A 23,662-nucleotide genomic window follows, 5' to 3' on the forward strand; every position below is an offset into this window, starting at 1 on the left:
TCCGGGCAGTTTTCCAATTACAAAGAATCCTGCGTTGAAATAGTGATAGGAACCTCTATATATGTAGCAGATGGCCGTACTTTTTTGATTAAATAGTCGAAGAGGAGTTTAACCAGCTGGTACCCTTGAAATTCCGGACTCTGCCCCAATGCAAAATCTACGGTACCATCTTCCAGCAATTTTAAGGTTTCCGGCACAAGGTCATGGCATATTAGCGCTACTTGATCTGTTTTTTCCAAAATACGAAGAGCATTTCCGACTCCGGACACACCACCGCCTGTAATATATATACCTTTAAGATCGGGCACTTTTTTAAAGTATTCGAGTGTAATTTTGAATGCCTCATCCTTACGATCTTGGTTTTCCCGAATATCTAATATGTGAATCGGAAACGAATTGAGATTTATTTTGTCCATAAACCCTTGCAGGCGGTCTTTGTGGCAAGAAAGATTATAAGAACTGATAATAATGCCGACTTCACCACCCTCGGGCAATAACTTGCTCATAAGACCGGCAACCGTACGTCCCCCCTTTTTGTGGTCCTGTCCGATAAAGCACATATCGTTAGTTCCCTGAAGCTTTGAATTAAAGGTTATTACTGCGATACCGCTGTCAATCAACTGATTGATTTTCGTGCGAACCCTGTCATCGTCTATTGGAAATACGGCAATACCTGAAACACGATCATTTTCTAATTCGGTCAGTATACTTATCTGCTCGGCGGGTTCCAGGGAAATGGGCATTTTTATATTCACTTCGATTCCAAAAGCTTTATATTCTTCCTGAGCATTTTTTACGCCCAGCAGCATTTCCTGAATGAAGGGATTGTATTCTGGTGTAAGGATAATTCCTATCTTTATAGGATCTTTACTTTGCACAAGTGCTTTGCCGATAAAGTTAGGCTGGTAATTTAATCCTTCTGCTATTTCCAGAACCTTCTTTCTGGTTTCATTTTTTACTCCCGGTCTATCATTAAGAACCTTATCAACAGTACCTCTGGATACATTTGCCAACTCTGCTATTTGCTTTATAGTAACAGGCATAATAATACTCCCCTCCAGTAAAATCATATTTATTATTGTTTTATATTATCATGATAACAAAAGAATGTCCAGATAAAAGAGCACGAGCACAAAAAGATAAAAAGCAACAAAAATTCATTATGCAATATAAACAAAAAAAATATAAAAATATGTTATATATTAATAATTGATACATTTTAAATTTAGTGTTACAATGCAAATACAAAAATGTGCTCGAGCACAAAGTGTAAGGAGAAAAATAATTATGAAAATTGGAACAGGTTATGCATATTGGGGAAATGATTGGAATTGCGATTATATACAGGTCACAAATAAAGTGGCGGATATTGGTTTTGATATTTTAGAAATAGGAGCAGATCATTTATACCATATGTCCGATGAGGAAATCGAACGGCTCAAAGAAACAGGAAGACAAAGAAATATAGAATTTACTACAAACAGCGGACCATCAAGAGAAAATGATTTAGCGTCACCTAATAAAGCAGTCAGAGAGCATGGTATTGATTATTTTATAAAAGTAATGCAAAACATGAAAAAATTAGGCTCTAAAATATTGGTAGGAGCTATATATTCTTTTTGGCCGTCCGATTTCGCTTACACAGATAAAGCGGCAGCATGGAAACACAGTATTGAAGCTTTAAAAGTACTGAGTAAAACGGCAGAGGAATTAGATATTGAAATTGCGTTAGAGGTTCTTAACAGAAATGAAAGCTATATATTGAATGAATGTAAAGAGGCTATTGAATATGTTGAAAAAATTGGGAGCAGAAGTATTACGATTTTGTTAGATACTTACCATATGAATATTGAAGAAGATGATATGTACGAGGCACTCCGTAAAGCAGGAAAATTACTTGGACATGTTCATGTAGGAGAAAATAACAGGAAGCTTCCGGGAATGAATAACAGTATTGACTGGAAGAAAATCGGTAGAGCTTTAAAAGATATTAATTATGAAAAAGCAGTAGTAATGGAACCGTTTCTTTTGACTGGCGGAGAAGTAGGCCGCGATATTCGTGTATGGCGCGACTTGAGCAATGGCGCTGACAGTGAACAAATGGATAAATACATTAGTGATTCCTTGAAGTTTTTAAAAGGCTGTTTTGCGGAATAAGGAGATAATATGATAGAAGTATTGATAATGGGCGAAATGCTCGTAGAAATAATGAGAACAGAAGAAGATGTTCAATTATATACGACAGATATATTTAAAGGACCATATCCAAGCGGCGCTCCTGCAATTTTTATAGATACTGTTGCAAGGCTGGGGCACAAAACGGCCATTATAGGCGGTGTCGGAAAAGATGATTTTGGAAAGAATATCTTAGACCGGTTAAAAAATGACGGAGTGGACTGCAGTTATGTGCTGGAAAGCGAAGAAAGAGCAACAGGAGTGGCGTTTGTGACCTATTTTAATGATGGTTCCAGGAAGTTTATATTCCATATGGGCAATACTCCGGCAGTGGAAGCAAAATCTCCGGATGTAGGCGATTTTAAAGATGTGAAATATATGCATATTATGGGATGCTCCCTTATGGCAAACAAAAGCTTTGCACAGGAAATACTAAAGACTATGAGGATGCTGGTGGCAAACGGAACCAAAATTTCCTTTGATCCAAATATTAGAAAAGAATTGTTTTCTGATGATTCTGTTTATGAAGTGGTAAATGAAGTTATAAAAAATACAAATGTATTTATGCCTGGAGTTGAGGAGCTGTTGTCTATAACTGGTGAGGCCAGTGTGGAATCGGCCGTTAGAATGTGCTTTGAAAATCCAAAGCTGGAGATTTTGGCACTGAAAAATGGCTCTAAGGGAAGTGTTATTTATACAAGAGATCAAGTGGTCGAAATGGGTGTTTATAAAATTGAACAGAAAGATGCCACAGGAGCGGGTGACTGCTTTGACGGAGGATTTATTGCAGGATTGATAGAAGGAAGAGATATATCGGAGGCTGCGAAGATGGGAGCTGCTGCCGGAGCATTAAATGCCGCCGCATTTGGACCTATGGAAGGAAATATTAGTCAGGAAACAGTTTGGAAAATGATTAATGAAAATTAGGAGAGCAGCCATGAAAGACTCAATAAGATATATGATAGAAAGGCGCAGCGCAGGAGTGCCGTGTGGAATTGCTTCTTTTTGTACGGCCAATGAATTAGTGATCGAAGCTGTTTTGGAGCAGGCAAAAAAGAACGGTGATGTGGCATTGATTGAAGCCACTGCTAATCAGGTGAATCAATTTGGAGGATATACAGGAATGAAACCAATTGATTTCAAAAGATTTGTTTATCAAATAGCAGATAAAATATATTTTCCCAAAGAAAATATTATTTTAGGCGGTGATCATCTTGGTCCCCTTATATGGACCGGCGAAAATGAAGGCGTCGCTATGGAAAAATCAAAAGAGCTTGTCAGACAGTTTGTGAAAGCGGGTTATAAAAAAATACATTTGGATACAAGTATGCGTCTTGCCAGTGATTCTATTGATGAGAAGCTATCCGATGAAGTAATCGCCCGCAGAGGCGCTGAACTATATAAGGTATGCGAAGAAGCATATCAGGAGTTGTTGAAAGAAAATCCTTCGGAGGCCAGACCTGTTTATATCATTGGCAGTGAGGTTCCAATACCGGGAGGCGCACAGGAAGAGGAAGAAAGTATCACTGTCACCAAGCCTCAGGACGTGGAAAATACTCTGGAAGTTTATAGGAAAGAGTTTGAAAAAGCCGGGATTGACAAAGCGTTTGAAAATGTGATTGGAATTGTTGTCCAGCCGGGTGTGGAATTCGGAGATGCGGAAATCTTTCACTATGACAGGTACAATGCCAAAGAACTCTGTGATTCTGTTAAAAAATACGAAGGTATCGTATTGGAAGGACATTCTACTGATTATCAGTCTCCTCAGAACCTGCGAATGATGGTAGAAGACGGTATCGCTATATTAAAAGTTGGACCGGCACTTACTTTTGCACTCAGAGAAGGGCTATTTGCTTTAAGCCGTATAGAAGAAGAATTAATAACGAGAGAAAAACGGGCCAATTTTATTGATGTATTGGAAGATGTTATGGTGAGTAATCCGGAAAATTGGAAGAAGCACTATCATGGATCTGAGAAGGAACTGCAAATAAAAAGAAAGTATAGTTTTTCTGATAGATGCCGCTACTATTTTGCTCAGCCTGAAATTATAAAAAGTATGGAAAAGTTATTTGATAACCTTGATAGCGTCGAGATACCTCTTAGTTTATTGCAGCAGTATATGCCGCTGCAATATATAAAGGTTAGAGATAAAAAACTCAATATGAAGGCACGTGAACTGGCAAAGGATAATATAAAGATGTTGATTGAGGATTATAACTATGCAGTGAGACCAGGTCATATTATCGGCGGCATATTTGTATAGGGAAGGAGAAAAAAGATGGAGCAATATCGTTTGGAAGTGAAAAATTTACACAAAAGATTTCCAGGAGTATACGCGGTAAAAGGTGTAAGCTTTCAAATAAAGCCCGGCGAAGTACATGCTCTTGTCGGTGAAAATGGAGCCGGGAAATCCACGCTCATGAAAATGATAACTGGAGAATATATTCCGGATGAAGGAGAAGTCTATCATAATGGGAAACTATTGAAAAATAGATCTATGTCAGACTCTCAAAAAGAAGGAATTGCGATGATTCATCAGGAACTCGCTCCGTTGCCGGATATGAGTATAGCACAAAACATTTTTTTGGGACAGGAAAAAATGAAAGGCCGGTTTTTAAATGACAAATTAATGAATAAAGAAGCCGCAGAAATATTAAAAGAATATGGTATGCTTTATGATCCTAAAACGAAGGTCGGCAAATTGAGCGTAGCTCAAATTCAAATGCTGGAGATTATAAAATCTGTCAGGAAGAATGCGGATATCATAATCATGGATGAACCTACATCGTCGTTATCTGATGAAGAATCCCTAAAATTGTTTCAGATTATCGAAGATTTGAAAAAGAAAAATGTTGCTATTATTTATATTTCTCACCGCTTGGATGAGATATTAAGGCTTTCGGATCAAATTACGGTCCTTCGCGATGGAGAATATATCAAAACAGTGTCCGCAGAAGGTGTAACCAAAGATGAATTAGTGGAAATGATGGTCGGCAGGACACTGGATAAGATTTATCCCAAGGAAGATGTAAAAATGGGAGATGTGTTGTTTCAAGTAAAAAATCTTACATCAAAAGGCGTATTTGAAAACGTTAGTTTTGAGGTGCGTTCCGGAGAAATTTTAGGGATATCGGGATTAATGGGTGCGGGACGCAGTGAAATTATGAATGCCATATTCGGTATTGACAGATATGACAGCGGAGAAATCATTTTAGAAGGCAAAAGTTTGAAGATCAAATCTCCTAAGGATGCCATCAATAATAAAATAGCTATGGTCAGTGAAGATAGAAAACTTTATGGATTAGTATTATGCCGTTCCATAAAGGAAAATGTTTCCCTTCCAAATCTGGATACCCAATATAAAGCTCCTTTTATTAATGAAAAAAAAGAAAAGGATACGGTGAAGGAATACGAACAGTCGCTTGCCATAAAATGTGCGGACATCAACGTTAATGTAGGAACACTGAGCGGAGGCAATCAACAAAAGGTAGTTCTGGCGAAGTGGCTGCTATCAGATCCTAAGGTATTAATCTTAGACGAACCCACAAGGGGCATTGATGTAGGAGCCAAATTTGAAATATATAAAATAATGGTAGAATTGGCGAAAAGAGGAATTGCTATTATTATGATCTCTTCGGAATTGCCGGAGGTAATGGGAATGAGTGACCGTATACTGGTAGTTTCTAACGGTAAAGTTACCGGCTGTTTTTCAAAAGAAGACGTTGATTCGGGGAAAATCACACAGAAAAACTTGTTAAGCAGCGCATTACAGGAAGTATAGGAGGATGGAAAATTGAAAAAGGAACAGAAATTATCTAACATAGATTTTGCTCAAAAATATGGGATTCTGTTGGTGCTGCTAATCATGTGGTTGATTTTACTGTGTGTTTCTCCAACATTTAGAACAATGGATAATGCAGTAAATATTCTGAGGCAGGTATCTGTAAACGGTATAATAGCTATCGGTATGACCTTTGTGATTATGACCGGAGGTATTGACTTGACAGTAGGGTCTTTAATTGCCGTATCCGGTGTTGTGGCAGGAAGTATTCTGGTCGCTAATCCTAATGGGGTGATAGTGGCCATACTCGCAGCGTTGCTGGCATGCGGTCTATTTGGTGCCATGAATGGATTCTTTGTAGCACATATGAAAGTCCCTGCCTTTGTTGCAACATTAGCAGGAATGACGATAGCCAGAGGATTTGCATATGTATATTCGGACGGTAAGCCTTACACATTGGCCTCGGAAGGATTCAGCTATATTGGGAAAGGCAGTGTACCGATTATTATCTTTCTGATCATTGCATTTTTGTCTCACATTTTGTTAAGCAAGATGAAATTCGGCAGATACATTTATGCCACCGGAGGCAATATCAAAGCAGCTGGCGCCTCGGGTGTTAATGTAAAGAAAGTATTGCTCAAAGTATATATATTAGGTGGTGTTTTAGCAGGTATTGCAGGAATCGTATTAGCATCCAGAACGAACTCCGGGCAGCCGGCAGTGGGTGTCGCTTACGAAACGGATGCAATTGCTGCCGCGGTAATCGGGGGAACTAGCATGACAGGAGGCGTTGGCACTATTGGAGGCACATTAATTGGTATCTTGATTATCGGGACGTTAAATAATGGCTTAAATCTCCTGGATGTATCCTCTTACTACCAACAGATCATCAAAGGGTTGATTATTCTTGGGGCTGTATGCTTTGATATCCGTTCCAAGGATTCATCAAAATAAATTATAGTAAGTACAAAAAGAAAGGGAAGAACTATGAAAATGAAAAAGGTATTGGCAGTGGTAATGGCGGGCATGATGGTATTGGGACTCGCAGCCTGCGGAGGAAGCAGCGCGGGAACAGAACAGCAGAATATTCAGGAAAGTGCTGGAGAGGTAACAGAAGAAGTAACAGAAGAATTAACAGAAGAAGCAACGGAAGAGGCATCGCAGGAAGCAGGAGGAATAGCGCTGAAAGTCGGAGTATTGATGAAAACGATGTCCGATACTTATTCTAATAAACTTGGGACTACAATTGAAAGCTACATGGAATCTGACTACCCGGATTCAACTTTGTACTTAATGGATGGACAGGCTGATATTGCGAAGCAGATTTCTCAGGCAGAAGATTTAATTGCAAAACAGGTCGACGTTATTGTTCTGAATCCTCAAGATGCGGATGGTTCCGCACAGGTATTGGATCTGGCAGCTGCAGCAGGCATCCCTGTTGTGGAAGTGAATACGGAAACGACAAGAACGGATTATGCGGCATTTGTAGGCTCTGAAGACATTGAAGCCGGTGAAATAATGGGCAGATTTGTTTCCAAACAATTAGGCGGCGAAGGAAAGATTGCCATCTTGGAAGGCGAAATGGGACAAAGCGCTCAGATTAAGAGATATGAAGGCCTTCAAAATACAATACTTAGTGAAGAGGGAATTGAATGTGTGGCAACTCTCTCTGCCAATTGGTCAAGAAGTACAGCAATGTCTACCACGGAAGACTGGTTAGGAAAATATCAGGATTTAAAAGCGATTATATGTGAAAATGATGACATGGCTATGGGTGCATTGCAGGCATGTGAATCACAGGGCAGGGAAATGATCATCATTGGAACAGACGGAATTCCGGATGCGCTTCAGGCGGTAAAAGACGGACGTTTAAGTGCTTCGGTTCTTCAGGATGCAAAGGGACAGGCGACAGCGGCTATAGACGTGGCGGTTAAAGTTGCCAGCGGAGAAGAAGTGGAAAGCAGATATAAAGTTGATTTTCAGCTTATTACAATCGATAACGTCGATGATTTTCTTACAGAATAACTTTGTAGAATATCATTAAGTATAAGAAAAAAGTAAACGGGAGAGAAATCGCTTTGTTTACTTTTCTCTTTTATAATAAGAAAGGAACGGTTATTAATATGGCATTAGTAAGTTCATTAGAACTGTTAAGAAAAGCACAGAAAGAGAAATATGCGGTTGGAGCATTCAATGCGGAAAATATGGAGATGGTTCAGGCAATTGTAGAGGCGGCAGTAGAAATGAGAGCGCCGGTTATTATTCAAACGACCCCTTCTACGGTAGCATACGCAAGTCTTGCCATGTTTCGTGCGATGGTATTTGCGGCGGCAAATGAGGCAGATGTACCAATCGCTCTTCATTTGGATCATGGCGATAGCTTAGAGCTGTGCCGAGAAGCAGTGGGAGCTAAATATACATCTGTTATGTATGATGGCTCTAAATTAAGTTTTGAAGAAAATATTAATATAACAAAAAATGTTGCAGATTTCTGCAGAGCTTCTGCAATCCAGATCGAAGCCGAACTCGGTACTGTGGGCGGCAAAGAAGATAGTCATGAAGTTAAGAGCGAAGATGCTCTGTATACAAACCCAATGCAGGCTAAGGAATTTGCAGAGAGAACAGGTGTAGATTCTCTGGCCATAGCGATAGGGACAGCGCATGGATTTTATAAGGGAGAACCTAAACTGGATTTTGAAAGATTAGAGGAAATACATAAGGTGGTCTCTGTTCCGCTGGTGCTGCACGGGGCATCCGGTGTACCGGATGAGGCTGTAAAAAAGTCAATTGGATTTGGAATTTGTAAAGTCAATTTCGCTACGGAGCTTAGAGTTGCTTTTACGAAAGGTGTAAATGCAATTCTTTTAAATGATAATAAGGTATATGACCCCAAAAAATATAATAAGCAGGGGAAAGAAGAAGTAAAAAAGCTTGTTGTAAATAAGATAAAACTGTGTGGCAGTAATAATAAATATTAATTGAGTAAAAATATCGGACTTGAGTTGTAATACACGGAAATCGATTTCCAAATTCCATAAGAAGCGGCGCCGCTTATCCTTGCAGATGAGCCGGTTGCCGCTGTTTTTGCAGTGACTTGATTTTTTTGATATTATTCTTTTGAAGAAAATTATTATCCATAAATTTGCATAAAAATTAATTTATTTGCAAATAAGGTACAAATGAGGTATAAATATGATAGGAATATGATAAAAATATGAAAATTATTATACTTTTACTTTCTTATTGGGAGGAGTATAATGGAAAATAGAATAGCAATAAAAAAAGAACGAAATGATATGCTTTTATGTGGAAGCCACTTCTATTAAAAAGAGTATATGGATATAGAGGAGTTTCTTATGACAAAAGAGGAAAAAAAGCTGGCGCCAAGATATGTGATTGGAGTCCTTTTATTAGCGGCGGCTCTGGCAATATTGATTTATTATTTGTTCTTTTATAGGGAGGATAGTTCCTTTGCTGTTAAGGACTATCCTTCTGTTAAGCATGTGCTCTTTATCAGCTCCTACAGCGAGAGCTTCGAGACTCTGGACTCGCAGAAGGCGGGGATCGGGAAGGCGTTTTCAGGCAGCAATATTCAGCTCGATATCGAATATATGGATATGAAGAGATTTAATAATAAGGAGAATGAGGATTTATTTTATCAAAGCCTTAAGTACAAGCTGAATAATTTTGAGAGATACGATGTGATCCTGCTTGGAGATGATGCCGCTTTAGAATTTGCGGAGACCTATCAGCAGGAGCTGTTCGCGGGAATCCCTATGGTATTCTTTTGTATCAACAATGCGGAGAATGCGATAAGGGCAGGGGAGAATCCTTATATTACCGGCGCAGTGGAAGAACTGTATCTGAAAGATACCCTCGATCTGGCGATTAAGTTCCAGCCTGAGGCGACGAAGATGGTCGCTATTTACGACAGCACGCTGACAGGGCAAGGGGATGAAAAACGGTTTTACTCTGTGAAAGATGATTTTCCCGGATATGAATTTTCGGGAATTAATTCCTCCGAATATACGCTGGAGGGATTCGGAGAAGAACTGGATAAGATTTCTGAGGACAGTATTGTTATATATATGAGCCGTTTTGAAGACGTGAACGGTAACCTATATACCATACCGGAAAGTGTGCAGTATATTGTGGAGCATACCAGGGTGCCCATATATCGGGTTTCCGTTGCCGGAGTCGGAGAGGGACTGATTGGCGGTAAGATGGTTTCTTATGAGAAGTCGGGTTATTTAGCCGGCTCCATAGTGCTGGATATTCTGAACGGGGCGGACGTTGCTGATATTCCTGTGGTAACCAAAGGCGAGGGCCAGTATTGTTTCGACTATCAGGTTTTGAAAAAGTATGACATCGATTTTTCTCTTATACCTAAGGATGCCGTTGTTGTGAACAAGTCCCAGACAGTTTTTGAAAAGTATAAAGAGATACTTGTTCCCGTGCTTCTACTTCTTGCGGTTTGCCTGTGCATATTGTTTATTTTGATCGTGGATAATATAAAGCGCCGCCGCCTGATGAGGGAAATACAGAAATCTCACGGAGAATTACAGGAGACCTACGATAAATTAATTATTACCGAAGAGAAGCTAAAGCAACAATATGAAGAAAATAAGAACTACATAAAATACCTCGAGACGAAGGAGGAATACATCCTCTATCAGGCAGAACACGATTATCTGACGGATCTTCCCAACAGACGTGCCGCAATGGAAATGCTGAATAGGCTGATTGCGGCAAAGGAGGAATGCACAGTCATCGTCATGGATATCGACGATTTCAAGGAGACTAACGATGCTTATGGACACGCCTGCGGCGATGAGATTTTAAGGGAGACCGCCAGACGCCTGCTTAAACTTACGGACGATAGACTTTTTTATGCCTCGCGGCTGGGCGGAGATGAATTCATGCTGATCATAAAGGCGGATCAGATGAAGCAGGACAAAGAATTAATATGTCAGATCAAGCAGGATTTTGCAATGCCTATTGTTTTCGATGAAAAGAAGCATTATATAAGGATAAGCGTTGGAATCGCTTGTTTTAAAGGCGATGCGGCGGATGCCAGCGAATTAGTCTCCAATGCCGACTACGCGATGTATGCCTCTAAGAAACTGGGAACGAATGAATGGATTTATTATGATGCCGGCATGAAGGATGAAGCGCTCAAGCGAAAGAATATTAAGAATATCCTAAGTGAAGCTTGCAGAAACGACGGCTTCTATGTTCTGTATCAGCCTCAGGTCGATGCGGTCACCGGTATGCTGGATGGCTATGAGGCCCTGGCGAGACTGAAGGATCATGCGATTTCTCCCGCTCAGTTTATCGCGATAGCCGAGGAGTCGGAAATTATCATACTGCTGGGGCGCATCGTGACGAAGAAGGTAATCGAGCAGATGGTGACGTGGAGAGAGCACGGCATGGAGCTAAGGCCGGTGGCAATTAACTTTTCCAGCAAACAGCTTCAGGACAGAGGTTACGTCAGTTATTTGAAAGACTTGCTGGAAGAGAACAATATCTCATCTAATTTGATAGAAATCGAGATTACAGAAAGTATTTTCCTTAATAATAACGAAAAGGCTATGAAGCTATTCGAAGATTTTTCTTCTATCGGTGTCAGACTGGCGCTGGATGATTTTGGTACGGGATATTCATCCATTAACTATTTGACATATATACCGGTGGAAAAGATAAAGCTGGATAAGTCTCTGGTCGATATTTTCTTAACGGAGGGAAAAGACGCTTTTATTGAAAATATCATACGTCTGGCTCATTGTCTCGGTTTGAAGATCACGGTAGAAGGAATAGAAGAAAAGCATCAGAGGGATAGAGTAAGGGATCTGGAAGGGGATTATATTCAAGGCTATTATTTCAGCAAGCCGATCAGTGGGGAAGATGTGGAGCTTTTGAAAAATCCCATTAAGTAAGAAGCATGTAAAAATTGAGAAAAAATATCATAGACTACTCTTAACCGATATTGATTATTGTTTAGAAATGTGTTATTACATTAAATAACAAAGAAATGTCTGACAATATCAAATCGGAAGAGAGAGGCTTTTGCGGTCATTGTACTTTCTTTGCATACAAAAGAAAGAGAGAAAGTCTATGAAATTCTTTAAAATCGATACCATAAATAAAAAAATCTGTATTTTTATCATTGCCATTGTTCTCGTCGCGTTGGCAGGTGTCTCCTCCATCAATTATGTCATTGCCAAGGGAGAACTCACCCGCTCCAATCAGATTATTCTGAAAAATGTGATAGAGTCTTGCTTGTTTGAAATCAACAAAAATTACCATTATTCTACGGAAGAAAGCGGCTGGATGACACAGGAGGAGGCTCAGGCAACTTCCATAGATGCTATTAGTGAGATGCACGGCGGCACTTCGGATACGTTATCCTCCGGGACGACTGCAGATTCTGATGCGGTATCCGGCGCAACCACGGCCTCGGATGCAGACGGAGAAGTAGATGCGGTATCCTCAGCTACTGAAAATACACAATATAAATATCATACCTTGGATTTAGGGGAGGGAGGATATTTCTTCGTAGTCAATTCTGCCGGAGACGTAATTTTCCATCCTTTTTTAAGCGGTAATATCATGGATTTAACGTCAAAGGACGGAAGGGCTATTATACAGGAGATAATTCAGACGGCAAAAAGCGGCGGCGGAATGCTGGAATATGAGCTGAGTGGAGACGTAAGCAGCATCTCCGGGGAAAAAACGGTGTATACGCAGTACTTTCCATACTGGGACTGGACGATTACGGCAGTAATCTATAACGGCGACTTATTCAGAGGTACGCAGATTATCCGGGACTACAATATGGCGGCTCTGGCGATTATACTGGTGCTGTCTCTGAGCGCAGGAATACTCCTTACCCGAAAAATAACCCGGCCTATTAAAGTGATTTCCGGAATTCTGCATAAAGTATCTCAAGGCGATCTGACTGTAGAGAAAATCAACATAAGGAGGAAGGACGAAACCAAGCTCCTCGCAGATTCCGTTAATGTTCTGATCGATAAGCTGAACCTTATTGTGAAATCTATCATTTCTTCTGCAGAAGTGATGAATCAGTTTTCCGGTGAGCTGAAAGAATCTGCGGATAGTGTGGTGCATATGACGGAGGAGGTTTCCAAGTCCATAAACCAGATGACTGAACTTAGTGAGGTCCAGACGCAAAATACCGTAAAGAGCGTGGAAAATGTCAATCTGCTGGGGGATGACATCAAAGAGACGGCTGCTGCCAGTGAGAAGATGGAGAAAGCAACTGAAGAGACGATGAAGCTAAAGGAGCATGGACTTGCTTCTGTAAAGGAGTTGAAGCAAGCCAGTGATGAGAATAATGCCAACTCTAAGAAAATGGAACAGGTCATCGGACAAATATACGAGCATTCCGAGAGAATAGGAGAAATCGTAAACATTATTTCCAGTGTGGCAGACCAAACTAATCTTCTGGCTTTAAATGCGAATATAGAGGCAGCGAGAGCGGGAGAAGCGGGGAAAGGTTTTGCCGTGGTCGCAGGAGAGGTCCGTATCCTCGCCACGGAGACGGCTAAGGCTGCGGAGAGTATCAAGGCCAAGGTGGATGAAATGATGCAGCAGTCCGGTAAGGCGGTGAATTTTGTCGAAATAAACAGGCAGGGTGTCGAAAATATTAACGGCACGGTGTCCACGGCGGAAGATGTCTTCAATAAGATATCCGAAGAATTGCAGGATTTGATGGGAGATATCGGGAGAATCGCGCGGCGCAGCTATGAGACGAACCAGAAAAAGGATTATATACTGGATATGCTAGGCAGCATTGCCCAGACTGCTGAGGAAAATGTCTCCGCCATGGAGGAAATCTCTTCCTCTGCAGAAGAGCAGACGATGACGGTGAATGAAATAACCAATAACATTTCAAGACTGAATGAAATGGCGGAAGAATTGAACGAGTTAATTAATACTTTCCAAACGAAATAAAATCACACAAAAACGGGGAAGGAATTCATTAGGATTCCTTCCCCGAAGTCATATTATCTTAATTTGTATTGTCGATCGACTGAATATCACCGACCTGTTCTTCCAGACTATCATACCTCTGGCTCAGAATGATAATATCGATACGCCTGTTCTTCGCCCGGCCTTCTGCTGTAGAATTATCTGCCACCGGCTTGAATTCCGCATATCCTACGGCAACCATCTTCTCCGGCAATATGCCTCCGCGGTCGCGGAAAAGCTTCACGACACTGGTCGCTCTGGCTGCAGACAATTCCCAGTTGGAAGGATAAACGGTCGTATTGATAGGGCGGTTGTCCGTATGCCCTTCGATACGGATATAATTATCAAGCGTATTGATAGTGCTCGCTATTTTAAGCAAAGTATCTTCATTCTCCTTCTTGATTTGCGCGCTTCCGGAATCGAAGAGAATCGCATTATCTAGGCTGATGACAAGTCCTCTCTCGTCGATACGTGAGGAAATTGAAGTATCGATATTCTCCTGCTGGAACAGATCTTCAAGCTCTGCCTGAACCTCCTCCAGATTATTGACTTCCTGCTGTCCGAGTAGCTCATACAGAGCTTCTCTTGCATCTTCGCTGTTCGAAATCCCATCCGTAGTGCCTTCGCCGACACTTTCACTGTCGGCGTCTCCGGTAGAAGGTTCCGTAATGGGAGCGCCGGGATAAAGATTGATAATAGATTTGCCGTCATTGGATAGTATACCGTCTCCGCCGCTCTCCACAATGTTCTGACGAAAGGCTTCTGCCAGCGCTTCCGATTTTCCCTGATCCATCTTACTTGCAGCAAACAAAACTATGAAAATGGCCAATAACAAAGTCATCAAGTCGGAATAAGGGAGGAGCCATGCTTCTCCGGCTTCTTCCTCATGATGTTTTTTCTTTCCTTTTCTTGCCATATGAATAACCCTTTCTTATGATCTGCGTACTTCCTGCCGCAGGACATTAATATTGTTTCAGACTTTCAAGAACCTCGTTTTGCTTTGACTCAGGAAGTGTGGAAAGAAGTTTCTCCTGAACCATCAAAGGAGAATCACCCTTCTGAATAGATAATAACCCTTCGATAACCATGCTTTTTAACAGCACCTCTTCCTGACTCTTGATCTTCAGCTTCTTAGCGAAGGGATGCCATAAAACATAACCGGTAAAAATACCGAGGATTGTCGCGATAAATGCTGCTGCGATAGCTTCAGCCACGGCGCCTGTATCGTCGATGTTGGCCATAGCGGCAATCAGTCCGAACACGGCACCTAAAACTCCCAGAGTAGGAGCATATGTACCGGCAGATGTAAAGATACCGGCATTTGTCTCATGCCTTGCCTCCATCGCTTCGATCTCGGTACCAAGAACATCCATAATATATTCGTCGCCCATGCCGTCAATAACCATACGAAGCCCTTTTCGCAAGAAGGGATCTTCGATCTCACCGGCCCTGTTTTCCAGAGATAATAAACCTTCCTTTCTTGCTTCGTTGGCCAGAGCAACCATTTGCTTAATTAATTCAGCAATATCAGTACTTTGTTGATTCGTAAAAATGATTTTAAAAAGTGAACCTATAGATTTCAAATTTTTTGCTGGATAAGAGTTTAGTATGGTAGCTACCGTACCAACGATTATAACAAAAAATGCGGCGGGATTAAGAAAGATAGTAGGGCTGAGGTGCTTGAAGTACATGGCGCCTATGATTGCTGTGAGTCCTACAATTACCCCCAAAATTGTTGTAATATCCATAATCTTTTCTCCTTACGTGTTGTCCTTAATTAATTATGTAATTATACTCATTCATTCCACATTATATCATGTACTTTTAAAAAAAATAGTAAATTTTATTTGAAATTTGAATTTTTTTATTTTTTTAATTTATATAGCGTGGATAAGTGTCGAAAAAGGCAACAGACGGTGGCATTTCTCCTTTGGGAACATATGATAATGAAGAATAGTGTCGCATTGTTGGAAGGAGAAATGAGGATGTGTGGTATCGGAGGATTTTTTGATTCTAAAAATGATTATACGCTTCGTCGGGAATATTACAGGAAGGTTCTGGAGGGAATGAACTACATACAAAAACACCGAGGACCCGACGAGGAGGGAATTTTTCTGGATTCCCACATAGGAATGGCCCATGTGCGTCTTTCCATCATAGACCTTGAAGGAGGAAAACAGCCCCTTCATTATACAGTAGACGGGTATACATGGACAATTGTATATAACGGAGAGCTTTATAATACCGGGGAGCTTAGGAGCGACCTGACCGCAAAGGGCTGGGTGTTTCAATCAAAAAGTGACACGGAGGTCATTCTTGTCAGCTACTTGGAATATGGACCGGAATTTGTAAAAAAGCTAAACGGTATATTTGCCTTTGCTATATGGGAGCCCGTCGCCGGACAGCTCTATTTATATAGAGACAGAAGCGGAGTAAAACCGCTTTTTTATAAAAAGGAAGAAACAGGAATTATTTTCTCCTCTGAGATAAAAGGAATCTTATCCTATCCGGGGGTAAAACCGGTCATAGACAAAAATGGAATGAACGAAATCTTTGGCATAGGTCCTGCCAAAACCTATGGTGTCGGGGTCTTCGCGGGAATCGACGAGGTGCTTCCCGGACACTACATCCGCGTTGATAAGGACGGCCTGACGCAAAAATGCTATTGGTCCTTAGTTAGCTTGCCCCACGAGGACAGCTATGAGAGGACGGTAGAAAAGACAGCGGAGCTGGTAACTGACGCTATAAGACGGCAAATGGTTTCGGATGTTCCGATCTGTACCTTTCTTTCGGGGGGATTAGACAGCAGCCTGGTGTCGGCGGTGTGTGCGGGTGAGTTGAAGAAAAATGGAAAGCAGTTGAACACCTTTTCCTTTGATTTCGTAGGTAACGGAGAGAATTTTGAGGCTTCTTCTTTTCAGCCCACACAAGACCGCCCCTATGCGGAGCGCATGGTAAGATATCTGGATACAAAACATAGGTTTTTGGAATGCACCACCCTGGGTCAAACGGAGCTTTTGAAGCAGTCCGTGGATGCCAGAGATCTTCCCGCCATGGCGGACGTGGATTCCTCTCTGCATTATTTCTGCTCACAGGTGAGCAAATACAATAAGGTAGCACTTACCGGAGAATGTGCGGATGAAATCTTCGGCGGCTACCCATGGTTTCATAAGGAGGAATGCTTCAAGGCTCATACCTTTCCATGGACGATGAATCTGGAGGCGAGAAAGGTCCTCCTTAAAGATGAATTTATTGAATATTTAAATATGGATGAATACGTGTCTGAGACTTACGAAAAATCTGTGGCCGAAACGCCCAGGCTTATGGAGGACTCGGAGGAAGAAGCAAGGCGGCGTGAAATTGCTTATCTCAATCAGAAGTGGTTCATGCAGACCCTTCTCGACCGCATGGATCGTTCCAGCATGTATTCCGGTCTCGAGGCAAGAGTTCCCTTTGCGGATCATCGGATAATAGAATATGTATGGAATATTCCTTGGGGCATGAAATCCCGCGGCAAAGTAGTGAAAAGCCTTCTGCGAGAGTGCGGAAGGGGATATTTGCCGGATGAGATATTATACCGCAGGAAATCGCCCTATCCCAAGACCTATGACAAACAATACGAGCGGCTGCTAGAGGAAGAGTTGACAAAAATCGTACAGGACAGTTCCTCGCCGGTATTAGAGTTCATCGATCCTGAGAAGCTTAAGAAGTTTCTCCTGGCCCCTTCGGATTACGGGAAGCCATGGTACGGGCAATTGATGGCAGGGCCGCAGATGCTGGCATATATGTATCAGATTAATTATTGGATGGAGAAATACCACGTTATATTAAGTTGGTAAGGAAAGGAGAGGAAGTCTGATGGGAACGACAGTAGTCATCGGTGGAGACAGGCGGCTTTCGTTTTTGGCGGAGGGACTGACCGGGTATTTTGAAAAGGTCATTCTGTATGCGGGAACGGAAGATGAAGGCGAGAAGAGTGGTGTGAATAAATATATTAATATAGAAGCTTGCGGTGCGGATTCTGTTGCGGAGGTGATGAGGACGGCGGATATAATCATCGGACCGGTACCTTTTTCCAAAGACGGAGTGCATGTTTTTTCAGAAGGGAAGGAGAAGGTCCGGATAGAGGATTTCTACAGAGGACTTCGGGAAAAGCAAGTTTTGTTCGGCGGAAATATTCCGGTTGAAGTTATAAGCGAGGCAGAAAAAAAAGGTGTATTTTGCAGGGATTTCTTACAGATAGAAGAAGTGGAGACAGAGAACGCCCTGACTACCGCGGAGGGAGCGGTGGCAGAGGCCATCGGGCTTAGCCTGAATAATATCCATTCCGGTAAGTGTATGGTGTTGGGATACGGGAAATGCGGGAAAGCAATTGCAAGACTTCTAAAGGCGTGGGGAATCGATACGACAATTGCGGCGAGGAGTGAAACCGCATTAGCGCAGGCGGGAGAGGAAGGGTACGGTACCGTACTTCTAAAGGATATGTCAGATGTGATCTCCGGCATGTTATTTATCTTCAACACGATACCGGCTATGGTACTTAAGGAGAAGGAAATCGCCGTTCTTAAAGAGGATGCGGTTATTGTCGATATCGCATCGTCCCCTGGAGGGACGGATTTTGCAGCTTGCGGGCGCGCTGGAATAAAGACAGTGCTGTCGCTTGGCATTCCAGGAAGATATTCTCCGAAGACCAGCGCGGAAATCTTGTTAAGAGCAATTCTTAAGGAAAGGGAAAAGATGGTGGAACTATGAAATTAAAGGAAAAAAATATCGGATTTGCTATTACAGGATCCTTTTGTACATTCGATAAAATATTAAAGGAAGTGGAAAATGTAAAAAAAGAAGGCGCGAATGTCGTCCCGATACTTTCCTTTCATGCCGCTTCCATGGATACCCGTTTCGGCAAGGCGTCGGATTTTAAGGAAAAGCTTAGGAACATTACCGGAAATGAGCCTATTGTTACCATTGAGAAAGCGGAGCCCTTGGGGCCCGGAAACCTTCTGGATATCCTTATTGTGGCACCGTGTACCGGTAATACTCTCGCCAAGCTGGCAGGAGGAATCACGGATACGCCGGTTCTGATGGCGGCCAAATCCCATATGAGAAATAATAAGCCCCTGGTAATCTCTATCTCCACCAACGATGCGCTGGGTCTGAATTTTTCCAATATCGGAGTGCTGATGAATGCGAAAGGAATTTATTTCGTACCTTTTGGGCAGGATAATCCCGAACAAAAGCCTAAGTCTATGATCGCGCAGACGGAGCTGATCGTCCCCACGCTGGAAGATGCAATGGAGGGAAAACAAATTCAAATGAATTTTGGCAAATAAAATTTGTTTTCCTCTAAAGTTATTAAAAAAAAAACCGATACTAATAATAAGAAAACAGTAAAATAACACGAAAGGAGGAGTGAGCAATGCGTATAGAAGCTTATTCACAGGTTCAGCAGATATATAAGAAGGAAAAAGTTGATAAAAGCCAGAAGACAGTGAGTGCAAGCGTATCCGATCAGCTTTCTATTTCTAGCGTTGGAAAAGAATATCATACTGCGAAACAAGCGATAGCGGGCATTGCAGATGTCAGAGAAGAATTAACTGCTCCTCTCAAAAAGAGTATTCAAGCAGGTACTTACGAGGTGAGCACGGAGAAATTTGCTGATAAGCTGTTGCAGAAATGTGAAGAAATGAGGTAGTCCTGTGGCAAGTTTAATGGAGAACCTGATAGATATATTAGGTAAATTGTGCGATGAGTATGAAAACTTGCTGGGGCTATCCCAAAATAAGACTCCGGTTATCATAGCCGGTGATTTGAAAGAGCTATCAAAAATCACGGATGAAGAACAAATCGTTGTAAGCAGAATTAATCATTTGGATCATGACAGACAAGAAGTGGTCCGTGATATTGCCAACGTAGTAAACAGGGATGTTGAAGATTTGAAGCTTGCTAACATTATTCAAATGCTTGAACCGAGACCGGTGGAGAGCCAGAAACTGGCGGAAGTCTATGACAGGCTGAAGGACATCGTACACAAGGTGCAGAGGGTGAATTCCCAAAATAGAGAATTGCTGTCCAGCGCATTGGAGATGGTAGAGTTTGAGATAAATATGGTCCAGGCAATGAAGGCAGCTCCTGCAACTGCCAATTACAACAAAGGTGCATATAATGCCGGAAGTGTAATCGGGGTAGACAGAAGCGGATTCGATACAAAACAATAATCCCTTAGAGAGGTAATATCATATGTCATTATTTGGAAGCTTATACGTCGGTGCATCCGGATTACAAACAAGTCAAAACGCGCTCAATACGACGGCGCATAATATGGCTAACGTTGATACCACAGGATATACGAGACAACAGATCCTGCTCGGTACGAGAAGCTATAATATTCTCTCGGTCAACGCCTCCTCTGTTGCATACCAGCAGACCGGTCTGGGCGTATTTTATTCCCAAACAAGACAAGTAAGAGATGAATTTTTGGATAAAACATATCGTAAGGAATCCGGGCGGAGTGCGTTCTATGAGACGAACACTCAGGTCATCGAAGAAGTGGAGGACTTATTTGGTGAATTTCAGGGAGTAGAATTTTCGGAGGCTCTGGAGAACCTTTGGACGGCTATCGAAGAGTTGTCGAAGGATCCCTGTAAGCTTACCAATCAGAACTTGTTCGTGACTCGCTCCAAAGAATTCATTCAAAGGGCGCAGCTCGTTTATAATGGACTCAGTGAGCAGCAGGACAACCTGAATACACAGGTGAAGACTAACGTAAATACTATTAATGATTACGGGCAGCAGTTGGTTGATATCAACAAACAAATATTGAAAATAGAGACCGGAGGCACTGAGAATGCCAACGATTTAAGAGATAAAAGAAACCAGATACTGGACGAGCTGGCAAAGCTTGGAAACATCAGTTATTCGGAGGATTTATACGGTGTAGTGACCGTGAAGTTCGAAGGCATCGATTTCGTGAGGTCGGATTCGGTGAATAAAATTGAGCTGTATCAGGATAATACTACAGGATTCTATACCCCTTACTGGTCACAGCTTGCCAACTATAAAACTGTAAATGGAGAAAAGGTTCTGGATCTCGACGCGGCCAGAGTATATGACCCGACTCAGACGATATCTTCTGATTTGAATACGGATATAGGCTCCACGAGAGCGTTGCTGCTGGCAAGGGGCGAAAAACGTGCCACTTACCACGATATGGAAGACGAAGAATATTACAATACCAATATATCCCAGTCTTTGCTCATGAATATACAGGCTGAGTTCGACCAGCTGATAAATAAGATTACTACTGTAATCAATAATGTACTCAAAGAGGCAGCAGAAAGCGAGCCTGACACCGATTATTTGAAGGATGAAAACGGCAAGCCCTATCAGATGTTTGAGATGATTGCGGATGATGACAATGTAGGCTTTACTATTGGCAATATTGTAATAAATGAGGATCTCGTTGCAGAACCGGCTCTGCTTTCCCTCCGTCTGCAGAATGGAGAAGAAGATACGGATACCACCCAGAAGCTTTTGGATGTGCTTTCCGAGGAGTCATATACGCTCAATCCAAACCTGAAGACAAAGACTAACCTCATAAAATACTATTCCAGTTTGATTTCTCAGGTAAGCAACACGGGTGAAGCGAACAAGGAAATAGCAGCGGCACAGGCGGGTGCGGTAAATGAAACGTTTAACTCGAGAGAACAGGTTTTAGGGGTATCCTCCGACGAAGAGATGGAATTCATGATTAAATTCCAGAATGCGTATAATGCATCCAGCAGATACATAAACGTTATTGATGAAATGATGGAACATATTTTGAATACACTGGGAAGGTAAGGTGAGCTAAGATGCCATCACAATTTTTTGGACTGACAATCGCATCCTCGGGATTACGGGCAGCAAATGCAGCTCTTAATACAGCGGCAAATAACGTTTCCAACGTAAATACAGAAGGCTACAGCAGACAGACTGTGACGCAGGAGGCTGCCAACGCCCTTCGTGTGTTCGCAACATACGGCTGTGCCGGAGCGGGTGTAGATACGGTAGCTATAGAGCGTATGAGGGACAGCTATTACGATATGAGATTTCGCAGTAATAACTCTACGCTGGGCGAGTATGATATAAAGAAATACTACACGGATACTCTGCAGCAATATTTGGACGATGACGGGACCTCGGGTTTTGGTACGATTTATGATTCTTTCTGGGCGGCATTACAGTCTGTTTCTACCAATTCCAGCAGCACGGACAGTAAAGCTCAATTCATTGCAGCGGCGGAAAGTATGGCCGATTATTTTAATAATACGGCGGGCAACTTAAAGGAACTGCAAAAGGATATTAATTCCGAAATCAAGATCAGAGTTGATAGAATCAATGCTATTGCCACAGAGATCGCTACGTTGAATAAGCAGATTAATGTTATAGAGATGACAGGTGCGGCAGCCAATGAGCTAAGGGATAAAAGGGATCTGATGCTGGACGAGCTGGCGGAAATCGTTGATATTGAGACGAAAGAGATTGCTGTTACTGATGCGAATAACCCCGACAGAGAGACCGGTGGAACGCGTTTTATGGTGTATATAGCAGGAGGGCAGACGTTAGTAGACGGCAATGAATACCATACGCTCGAATGTGTTTCCAGAGCGGAAAATGAGAAAATAAATATGACGGATGCGGATGGATTGTATGACATTTACTGGGATAACGGCAATGAATTCAATCTAAATAACGCATCTATGGGCGGAGCTTTAAAGGGCCTTGTGGCGATGCGTGACGGCAATAATAGTCAGGCGTTTTCCGGCACGGTTACCAATGTGGGAAGAACTGCTGACGGTTCTAATGCACAAGTGCAGATTAAGGTGACACAAGAATATCTGACGGATATGAATAAGTGCAATCTTTCCGATACAGGAGGAAGCATTGTTATCGGAAATACTGTTTATTACTATAAATCATGGACCTTCGATGCGGCTACTTCTACCTATACGTTAGAGATGGATGACGCGAAGTGCGATACGATAATCGACGCTTCCAAAATTGCCAAGGAAGCAGAAATAGGCGCCGATATCAGTTATCAGGGAATTCCTTATTATCTGTCCCAATTGAACGAATTCGTCCGCGCGTTTGCCGCCAAGGTAAACGAAGTTTTTACCAGTGGCTATGATTCAAACGGCAATGAGGGTGTAATGCTTTTCACAGCAGCGAAAGCGGTAACGGGAAGCAATAAGAACGACACTCAATACGGAGAAAGCGATTTTGAAGATGCCAATGGTTACTATGAATTGACGGCATTTAACTTTCAAGTAAACAAAGCGCTGTCGGCGGACGCTGATTTGCTTGGAACGAGGTCCAGTGCAGAAGTGGGAGTGGAGGAATGCGGCAAGATTGACGAGCTGATTTCGATTCTGAAGGATAAGACCAAGTTCAGCTTCCGTAATTCTACAGCGAGTGAATTCCTGCAATGTCTGCTTTCTGACGTAGCTTTGAATGCCGGCAATGCGAAGACCTTTTACGATACATATTATGGGATCGCAGTAACTATCGATAATCAGAGAACCTCTATCTCAGGTGTGGATGAGGATGAAGAAGCGACGAACATGGTAAGATTCCAGAACGCATATACGCTTTCTTCCAAGATGATGCAGGTATTGACGGAAATATACGACCGCTTGATTCTTGAGACTGGCGTGTGATGAAGGGAGGATTGAATCC

The 23,662-nt window shown here is 42.1% G+C and carries 19 protein-coding genes; 16 read left to right on the top strand and 3 right to left on the bottom strand.

The annotated features are described in order from the left end of the window. Window positions 1–17: 17 nt before the first annotated feature. Window positions 18–1,043, bottom strand: a complete 1,026-nt coding sequence (locus V6984_RS03620; protein WP_342758445.1) for a LacI family DNA-binding transcriptional regulator — start codon at window positions 1,041–1,043, stop codon at window positions 18–20. Window positions 1,044–1,287: 244 nt separating this feature from the next. Here V6984_RS03620 and V6984_RS03625 point away from each other — a divergent pair, with 244 nt between their 5' ends. The 9 genes from V6984_RS03625 to V6984_RS03665 all read left to right on the top strand — a co-directional run bounded on the left by V6984_RS03625 (window position 1,288) and on the right by V6984_RS03665 (window position 13,930). Beyond that, on the top strand, window positions 1,288–2,157 hold the full coding sequence (locus V6984_RS03625; RefSeq protein WP_342758446.1) for a sugar phosphate isomerase/epimerase: 870 nt from the start codon (window positions 1,288–1,290) through the stop codon (window positions 2,155–2,157). 9 nt (window positions 2,158–2,166) lie between these two features. Next, complete coding sequence (locus V6984_RS03630) at window positions 2,167–3,102, top strand: sugar kinase (RefSeq protein ID WP_342758447.1); 936 nt, start codon at window positions 2,167–2,169, stop codon at window positions 3,100–3,102. 10 nt (window positions 3,103–3,112) lie between these two features. Beyond that, the gene (locus V6984_RS03635) at window positions 3,113–4,438 is read left to right on the top strand and encodes a class II D-tagatose-bisphosphate aldolase, non-catalytic subunit (protein WP_342758448.1); all 1,326 of its coding nucleotides are present in this window, start codon (window positions 3,113–3,115) and stop codon (window positions 4,436–4,438) included. A 15-nt stretch (window positions 4,439–4,453) separates the two neighbouring features. After that, window positions 4,454–5,956: a sugar ABC transporter ATP-binding protein gene (locus tag V6984_RS03640; protein WP_342758449.1), complete on the top strand. Its 1,503-nt coding sequence runs from the start codon at window positions 4,454–4,456 to the stop codon at window positions 5,954–5,956. 126 nt (window positions 5,957–6,082) lie between these two features. Then, window positions 6,083–6,910 carry an ABC transporter permease gene (locus V6984_RS03645; RefSeq protein WP_342758450.1) on the top strand — a complete coding sequence of 276 codons (828 nt, stop codon included), beginning with the start codon at window positions 6,083–6,085 and terminating at the stop codon, window positions 6,908–6,910. 33 nt (window positions 6,911–6,943) lie between these two features. Beyond that, entirely contained in the window at window positions 6,944–7,981 is a 1,038-nt protein-coding gene (locus V6984_RS03650) for a substrate-binding domain-containing protein (protein WP_342758451.1), read from the top strand. Between the two features lie 98 nt (window positions 7,982–8,079). Then, entirely contained in the window at window positions 8,080–8,934 is an 855-nt protein-coding gene (gene fba, locus V6984_RS03655) for a class II fructose-1,6-bisphosphate aldolase (RefSeq protein ID WP_342758452.1), read from the top strand. 378 nt (window positions 8,935–9,312) lie between these two features. Further along, the gene (locus V6984_RS03660) at window positions 9,313–11,892 is read left to right on the top strand and encodes an ABC transporter substrate binding protein (RefSeq protein ID WP_342758453.1); all 2,580 of its coding nucleotides are present in this window, start codon (window positions 9,313–9,315) and stop codon (window positions 11,890–11,892) included. Between the two features lie 178 nt (window positions 11,893–12,070). Further along, complete coding sequence (locus tag V6984_RS03665; protein ID WP_342758454.1) at window positions 12,071–13,930, top strand: methyl-accepting chemotaxis protein; 1,860 nt, start codon at window positions 12,071–12,073, stop codon at window positions 13,928–13,930. A gap of 58 nt (window positions 13,931–13,988) precedes the next feature. Here the strand turns inward: V6984_RS03665 and V6984_RS03670 are convergent, their stop codons facing one another. Together V6984_RS03670 and motA are read right to left on the bottom strand one after the other, a co-directional pair. Then, a complete protein-coding gene (locus V6984_RS03670) occupies window positions 13,989–14,864 on the bottom strand; it encodes a flagellar motor protein MotB (protein ID WP_342758455.1) in 876 nt (291 codons plus the stop codon). Between the two features lie 46 nt (window positions 14,865–14,910). Further along, window positions 14,911–15,696 (bottom strand): flagellar motor stator protein MotA, encoded by a 786-nt coding sequence (motA, locus tag V6984_RS03675; protein ID WP_342758456.1) that lies wholly within the window; start codon window positions 15,694–15,696, stop codon window positions 14,911–14,913. Between the two features lie 237 nt (window positions 15,697–15,933). On the opposite strand from motA, the gene asnB reads away from it, so the two are divergent. The 7 genes from asnB (at window position 15,934) to flgK (V6984_RS03710) (ending at window position 23,643) form a co-directional block, all read left to right on the top strand. Beyond that, window positions 15,934–17,787, top strand: a complete 1,854-nt coding sequence (gene asnB, locus V6984_RS03680; protein ID WP_342759935.1) for an asparagine synthase (glutamine-hydrolyzing) — start codon at window positions 15,934–15,936, stop codon at window positions 17,785–17,787. A 19-nt stretch (window positions 17,788–17,806) separates the two neighbouring features. Continuing rightward, window positions 17,807–18,700, top strand: coding sequence for a dipicolinate synthase subunit DpsA (locus V6984_RS03685; protein WP_342758457.1), 894 nt, complete (start codon window positions 17,807–17,809; stop codon window positions 18,698–18,700). Then, window positions 18,697–19,278 carry a dipicolinate synthase subunit B gene (locus tag V6984_RS03690; protein WP_342758458.1) on the top strand — a complete coding sequence of 194 codons (582 nt, stop codon included), beginning with the start codon at window positions 18,697–18,699 and terminating at the stop codon, window positions 19,276–19,278. The genes V6984_RS03685 and V6984_RS03690 overlap by 4 nt, the downstream gene beginning before the upstream one ends. An 86-nt stretch (window positions 19,279–19,364) precedes the next feature. Continuing rightward, entirely contained in the window at window positions 19,365–19,640 is a 276-nt protein-coding gene (flgM, locus tag V6984_RS03695) for a flagellar biosynthesis anti-sigma factor FlgM (protein ID WP_342758459.1), read from the top strand. 4 nt (window positions 19,641–19,644) lie between these two features. After that, the gene (locus tag V6984_RS03700) at window positions 19,645–20,163 is read left to right on the top strand and encodes a flagellar protein FlgN (RefSeq protein WP_342758460.1); all 519 of its coding nucleotides are present in this window, start codon (window positions 19,645–19,647) and stop codon (window positions 20,161–20,163) included. Between the two features lie 22 nt (window positions 20,164–20,185). Beyond that, complete coding sequence (flgK, locus tag V6984_RS03705; protein WP_342758461.1) at window positions 20,186–21,787, top strand: flagellar hook-associated protein FlgK; 1,602 nt, start codon at window positions 20,186–20,188, stop codon at window positions 21,785–21,787. Between the two features lie 11 nt (window positions 21,788–21,798). Continuing rightward, the gene (gene flgK, locus V6984_RS03710; RefSeq protein ID WP_342758462.1) at window positions 21,799–23,643 is read left to right on the top strand and encodes a flagellar hook-associated protein FlgK; all 1,845 of its coding nucleotides are present in this window, start codon (window positions 21,799–21,801) and stop codon (window positions 23,641–23,643) included. The last annotated feature ends 19 nt before the right edge of the window (window positions 23,644–23,662 follow it).

Origin of the sequence: Kineothrix sp. IPX-CK (assembly GCF_039134705.1) — a bacterium.
Lineage (GTDB): Bacteria > Bacillota > Clostridia > Lachnospirales > Lachnospiraceae > Kineothrix > Kineothrix sedimenti.

Bases quoted from the DNA above. Each gene is read 5' to 3' on its own strand.
- V6984_RS03640 (WP_342758449.1), top strand. From the start codon at position 4,454: ATGGAGCAATATCGTTTGGAAGTGAAAAATTTACACAAAAGATTTCCA.
- V6984_RS03660 (WP_342758453.1), top strand. From the start codon at position 9,313: ATGACAAAAGAGGAAAAAAAGCTGGCGCCAAGATATGTGATTGGAGTC.
- V6984_RS03645 (WP_342758450.1), top strand. From the start codon at position 6,083: ATGGATAATGCAGTAAATATTCTGAGGCAGGTATCTGTAAACGGTATA.
- V6984_RS03650 (WP_342758451.1), top strand. From the start codon at position 6,944: ATGAAAATGAAAAAGGTATTGGCAGTGGTAATGGCGGGCATGATGGTA.
- V6984_RS03690 (WP_342758458.1), top strand. From the start codon at position 18,697: ATGAAATTAAAGGAAAAAAATATCGGATTTGCTATTACAGGATCCTTT.
- V6984_RS03665 (WP_342758454.1), top strand. From the start codon at position 12,071: ATGAAATTCTTTAAAATCGATACCATAAATAAAAAAATCTGTATTTTT.
- flgM (WP_342758459.1), top strand. From the start codon at position 19,365: ATGCGTATAGAAGCTTATTCACAGGTTCAGCAGATATATAAGAAGGAA.
- V6984_RS03630 (WP_342758447.1), top strand. From the start codon at position 2,167: ATGATAGAAGTATTGATAATGGGCGAAATGCTCGTAGAAATAATGAGA.
- flgK (WP_342758461.1), top strand. From the start codon at position 20,186: ATGTCATTATTTGGAAGCTTATACGTCGGTGCATCCGGATTACAAACA.
- V6984_RS03635 (WP_342758448.1), top strand. From the start codon at position 3,113: ATGAAAGACTCAATAAGATATATGATAGAAAGGCGCAGCGCAGGAGTG.
- asnB (WP_342759935.1), top strand. From the start codon at position 15,934: ATGTGTGGTATCGGAGGATTTTTTGATTCTAAAAATGATTATACGCTT.
- V6984_RS03620 (WP_342758445.1), bottom strand. From the start codon at position 1,043: ATGCCTGTTACTATAAAGCAAATAGCAGAGTTGGCAAATGTATCCAGA.
- motA (WP_342758456.1), bottom strand. From the start codon at position 15,696: ATGGATATTACAACAATTTTGGGGGTAATTGTAGGACTCACAGCAATC.
- V6984_RS03670 (WP_342758455.1), bottom strand. From the start codon at position 14,864: ATGGCAAGAAAAGGAAAGAAAAAACATCATGAGGAAGAAGCCGGAGAA.
- fba (WP_342758452.1), top strand. From the start codon at position 8,080: ATGGCATTAGTAAGTTCATTAGAACTGTTAAGAAAAGCACAGAAAGAG.
- flgK (WP_342758462.1), top strand. From the start codon at position 21,799: ATGCCATCACAATTTTTTGGACTGACAATCGCATCCTCGGGATTACGG.
- V6984_RS03625 (WP_342758446.1), top strand. From the start codon at position 1,288: ATGAAAATTGGAACAGGTTATGCATATTGGGGAAATGATTGGAATTGC.
- V6984_RS03685 (WP_342758457.1), top strand. From the start codon at position 17,807: ATGGGAACGACAGTAGTCATCGGTGGAGACAGGCGGCTTTCGTTTTTG.